Genomic DNA, 4,901 nt, shown 5'->3' on the forward strand with positions numbered 1-4,901 from the left:
CCCCCGTCCTCACCGGAGAAGGGCGCACCGGAGCAGGCGAGGAGTCCGGCCAGCAGCGCCGCGGTGACGGCCGACGCCGGTACCAGGCGCGTACGGGGGCGGCGCTCCCCCGGCGCGCCGCGGCGGGTCACCCGCGCCCCGTGGACGTCCCGGTCCGCCCGGCGGCGCCCCGGGCGGACCCGGACAGCGGGAGCCCCGGAAGGGCCGAGGCGAGGGTGGTGAACGCGGCGAGGGACACCAGGAACGCCGTCCCCGAGAAGCTCTCCGCCAGGAACAGCGTGGTGGCCGCGATGACGGCCAGGGACAGTCCGAGGGGCGCGGCGAGCGCGGCCGTTTCGAGACGGGCGCCCGGCCCGAGCGGTCCTGGCTGCGGGATCAGCAGGGCGAGCCCCGGGCCGAAGCAGACGAAGAGGAGCACGGGTACCCACCGCGCGGGCGTGTTCCCGGGCAGCGCCGTCGCGGCGAGCGTCACCCATCCGGAGAGCGCCAGGGCGGCTCTGGTCAGGGTCTGCCGGGCGGGGAGCGCAGGTTGCCGGTTCTCGGACACGTGGCTGCCTTCCTGGTCTGGGATCGGCCTGACGGACGGGCCTCAGGAGTTCCCGGGGCGCAGCAGCTCCCGGGCCCCGGGGGTTCTCGGCCTCAGGGACTGTCGTAGCGCAGGACGACGCCGTACGCGGTCCGTTCGACCACACGGAAGAGCGGCGAGGCGGCGAGGTCCCGGGTCAGCGCGGCGAACCCGCCGGGGGGCAGCAGCCCCTCGCCGGCGGTGTGGATCTCCTGGGTGCGCGTGAGGACGACGTAGGCCGTGGTCCCGGGCGGCAGCCGGGTCGAGAGGTAACGCGCCGGGTCCTTGAGCATCTCGACGTTCCCGGGCAGCTCCTGTTCGGCGAAGAACCAGTGCTCCAGCCGGTCGTAGCGGTGCAGCGCCTTGGGGAACGAGCCCGTGGCGGCCAGGATCAGCGCCCCTTCGGGGGCGGCGTCGATGGCCCGGGTGACGAGGGCGGTCTCGGCGGGCGGGGTGTAGTACATCCGCTCCTTGCCGTAGTACGCGGGCAGGAAGCCGGCGAGCAGCGCGGTCAGCGTCACCGGGAGGGCGGCCGCGCGGAGCCTGCGTACGGCCGGCCCGGCCCGGCGCGCCCCGGTGCCTCCGGCGGCCGGTACGAGCGCCGCGGCGGCGAAGAAGGCCGCTCCCGGGAGCGCGAACAGATAGACCCGGAAGAGCATCTCGCCGCCGTAGTCGTTGACCGCGAACAGGGGCACGGGCGCGACGGAGGCCAGCAGCAGCGGCAGGGCGCTGTGCGCGAGGCGGCGCCGCAGCAGGAGGGCCGCTCCCGCGAGGACGGAGACGGCCAGCACCATCAGGACGCCGGCGCGCCCCGCGAGTTCGGGGCCGGCCCCGGTGAGCTGCCCGGCGTATCCGGCGCGGGTGTTCCGGGTGAGTTCGCCGAGGGAGTCGCGCAGGGTGCCCAGGGTCTCGGTGAACAGCGGGCGGCCCATGGTGAGGTCCCAGGCCAGCATGATCAGCCCGGCCACGGCGAGGAGGCCGGGGTTGCGGTAGCGGCGGGTGAGGTTGAGGGCGAGGAGGGTGGCGCAGAGCATCACCGGGGTCAGCTGGTGCACGGCGTTGACGGCCACGATCACGGGCACGAGGACCACGGCACGGACCGCGCGCTGCCGGGTGCCGGTGGACGGCGGGACCGCTGCGGCAGCCGGGTCGGGGCAGGAGCGCGAACGCAGCCGCCCGGCGGAACCGGGTCGCACGAAGTGCCGTACGACGACGGCGAGTACGGCGAGGTGGAGGAGGAAGGCGAGGCCCTGCGGGGCGAAGTAGTCCTGGCCCACCCAGTTGGCCAGCTGGAAGATCCAGACGGCGCTCCACACGAGGCGCCGGTCCTGGCTGAAGGTGCGGTAGATCAGGACCAGGACCGGCATCGTCAGCAGGCCGAGGACGACGGGCGCCCAGTTCAGGTAGGCGGCGGCGCTGTCGGCGCCGAAGGCGCGGACGAGCCCGCCGTTGAGCGTGAAGAAGCCCGGCCACTGGTCGTAGGCGGACATGTTGCCGGACAGGCCCTCGTACGGGCGCAGTTCGCCGTCGGCCAGCAGGTGGTTGATGACGGCGTCGTGCTTGGAGGCCCAGGGGTAGCGCTCCGAGTCGTACAGGACGGCGGGGAGGCCCTTGAGGGCCGTCAGCAGCCCGGCGCAGTACAGCGCGGGCCACCACGGGGCCGTGTCCGCGCGGCGGAGGCCGGCCAGGAAGCCTGCGGTCAGGACGAGCAGGGAGAGGTAGTAGGTGGCGGGCAGCCGGTCCAGGAGCCCGTACTCGCCCATCGAACGGAATCCGACGTACGGCAGCGAGGAGATCCAGAGAGCGGCCGCCAGGAGTAACGGGAGCCAGTCGAGGAGCGCCCCGGGTCCCCGTGCGGCTGCGAGGCGAGGGCGCGGCCCGTCGGCGGGGACGGTGCCGGGCGGGGGTACCGGCCCGGCGCTCCCCGACGCGGCCCCCTCGACCGGCGCGGGCACATGCTGTGGCACGGTGCGACTCCCCCCACGGATGTGGTCGCGGCCGTCACGCCGCTGTCCCCTCCAGCGAAGTATAGGAAGGTGCTTCGTCCTTGCGGCGCTCCCACCCTTTTCCGCACGGCCCGCCGCCTCACCCCGCGAACACCGGCCCCTGCACGGCCGCCCGCGTGCGGCGGTACCACCGCCACCCCACGGTCGGGAGCGAATCGCGGAACGGCGCCACGCGTGCGCCCTCGCCCGCCATCCAGCGCTCGACGTCCCGCACCGTGTGGCTCCGCCGCAGGATCAGCCGCGCGATCCGGTACGGCTCGTCCCGGCCGGAACTCAGCGCGTGCCGGACGGCCACCGCGCTCTCGTAGCCGGCGGCCCGGGCGGCACGGCGCACGCGCGCGCTGTTGTATCCGTGCGGGTAGGCGAGGTGGGACACCCCATGGCCCAGCACGTCCTCCAGCGCCTTCCTGGAGTCGACGAGTTCGGACCGCAGGGCCGCACCGGACAGCGTGTCCAGCTGTGCGTGGGTGACGGTGTGCCCGCCCACCTCCACGCCGTACTGCTCCAGCAGCGGCGCCTGCTCCAGGCTCATCATCGGCCCGGGCGGCAGCAGACTGCCCGGACCGGACCGCGTCAGCGCGCCGGTCGTGAGGTACGCGGTGGCCGGCATCGACCGTCCGGCGAGCGCCTCGGCGGTCGGCCCCGGCAGGTCCGCGAAACCGTCGTCGAACGTCAGGACGACCGGACGGTCCGGCAGCGGGCCGTCTCCCGTGAGGTGAGCGACGAGGGCGCCGACCGGCACCGGTGTGCGCCCACAGGCGCCGACCGCGTCCAGCTGGGCGGTGAACTCCTGCGGCCTGACCGTGAATTCGGCGATCCACGCCGGCGGGTCGTCCATCACCGCGTGGTACAGCAGCACGGGAATCCGGGGCGCCCCTCCGCGCTCTCCCGGCCTGTCGGGCGCCTCGGGTCCGCGCGCGCTCATCGCTCCTCCCAGGGCCGTGCCGCGCCACGGACGGCGAACCGGGCGCGTACGTACCCGAGGGGGCCGTACAGCAGACCGCGCCGCTCCAGGCGGGACAGATGCCGTGGCCACGGGTAGGTGTACGTACCGTGCGCGCCGGGAACACCGGTGCGCTCCGCCGCGTCACCGGCACGCGGCGCCGTCATCGTGCGGGCGTGGGCGAGACCGCGCGGCAGCCGGGCCAGGAGGGACGGCAGCAGGGCGGGCCTGCGGACCAGCAGCGCGGTGAGACAGGCGGTGAGCCCGGCACCGTAGCCGTGGGCCTGGCCGCACAGGTCCTCCCAGCGCTCCCGGTGGTGGTGCCAGACGATCGCCTCGGGCGTGTAGTGCAGCGGGTGCCCCTCGGCGAGGAGGCGTACGAAGGCGTAGAGGTCGTCGCCCCCCTTGGCCGGGGTGCCGGTGCCGGTGGCGGGGTCGAAACCGCCGACCGCCCGCAGCGGCCCGGCGCGGAAGGCCATGCTGGCGCCGGAGCCGAAGCGTCCGGCGCTGAACGGGAAGAGCGGCTCGTCGGCGGGCGGGCGCGCGGGGTCGTAGCGGCGCGCCGCGAACCCCTTGGCGAATCCGCCGTGGCTCTCCAGCAGGACCTGCGCCGGTGTGGTCAGCCTGGCCGGCAGGATCAGACCGGTGACACAGGCCGGTCGCGGGTCCTCGCCGAAGGGCCGGGTCAGGGCGGTGAGCCAGTGCGGGTCGGCGATGACGTCGTCGTCGGTGAAGGCGAGGATCCCGGAGCCGGCGACGGCGATGCCCCTGTTGTGCGCGGCGGCCAGACCGGGCACCGGCTCCAGCGCGTAGCGCACGCCCCGGTCCGCGTAGCCGGAGGTGACGAGCTCGCGGGTGGCGGCCGTGGCCGGGGCGTTGTCGACGACCACGATCTCGAAGTCCGGGTGGTCCTGGGCGAGCAGCGAATCGAGGGCACGGGCCAGCCGCGCGGGGCGCTCCCGGGTCGCGACCACGACCGTGGCCCGGGGCGGCTCCCCGGCCGGCGGGCGCTCCGGCGGGTCCGGGACGGCGATCTCGTCCGCGGCCTGCCGGGCGAGCACGGCGGCCGGGTCGTCACCCGCCCCGACCCGCCCGACGACCGTGCCGACCGGGCGCCCGCGCAGCCGTACGAGGGCGAAGATCCGCTGGTCCTCACCGTCCCGCCGGACCGTGTCCAGGGGCGGCCCGCCGGGTGCGGGCGTCAACCGCGCACCCGTGCCGTCGGCCGCGTCGAGCTCCAGCTCGGCGACGGCCAGACCGGCGAGCCGGCCGAGGTCCGGCGGCCCCTGTGCGCGCCCTGTCCGTTCGCTTCCGTACGGCATCCGGTCCCCCCGGGTCGTGACGTCGTGGACGTGTCGGTACGCGCAGTCGGCCGGCCTGCTGCGCG

The 4,901-nt window shown here is 75.4% G+C and carries 4 protein-coding genes; all 4 read right to left on the reverse strand.

Features of this window, described 5'->3' with window-relative positions:
- Window positions 1–127: 127 nt before the first annotated feature.
- The 4 genes from VN520_RS03930 to VN520_RS03945 all read right to left on the reverse strand — a co-directional run bounded on the left by VN520_RS03930 (window position 128) and on the right by VN520_RS03945 (window position 4,770).
- Complete coding sequence (locus VN520_RS03930) at window positions 128–547, reverse strand: hypothetical protein (protein WP_325745423.1); 420 nt, start codon at window positions 545–547, stop codon at window positions 128–130.
- Between the two features lie 92 nt (window positions 548–639).
- The gene (locus VN520_RS03935; RefSeq protein ID WP_325745424.1) at window positions 640–2,532 is read right to left on the reverse strand and encodes a hypothetical protein; all 1,893 of its coding nucleotides are present in this window, start codon (window positions 2,530–2,532) and stop codon (window positions 640–642) included.
- 118 nt (window positions 2,533–2,650) lie between these two features.
- Window positions 2,651–3,430, reverse strand: a complete 780-nt coding sequence (locus VN520_RS03940; protein ID WP_325745425.1) for a polysaccharide deacetylase family protein — start codon at window positions 3,428–3,430, stop codon at window positions 2,651–2,653.
- Window positions 3,431–3,492: 62 nt separating this feature from the next.
- Window positions 3,493–4,770 carry a glycosyltransferase gene (locus VN520_RS03945; protein WP_414719762.1) on the reverse strand — a complete coding sequence of 426 codons (1,278 nt, stop codon included), beginning with the start codon at window positions 4,768–4,770 and terminating at the stop codon, window positions 3,493–3,495.
- Window positions 4,771–4,901 lie beyond the last annotated feature (131 nt).

It is taken from the genome of Streptomyces sp. (assembly GCF_035563135.1).
In the GTDB taxonomy this organism is placed as follows: Bacteria; Actinomycetota; Actinomycetes; order Streptomycetales; family Streptomycetaceae; genus Streptomyces.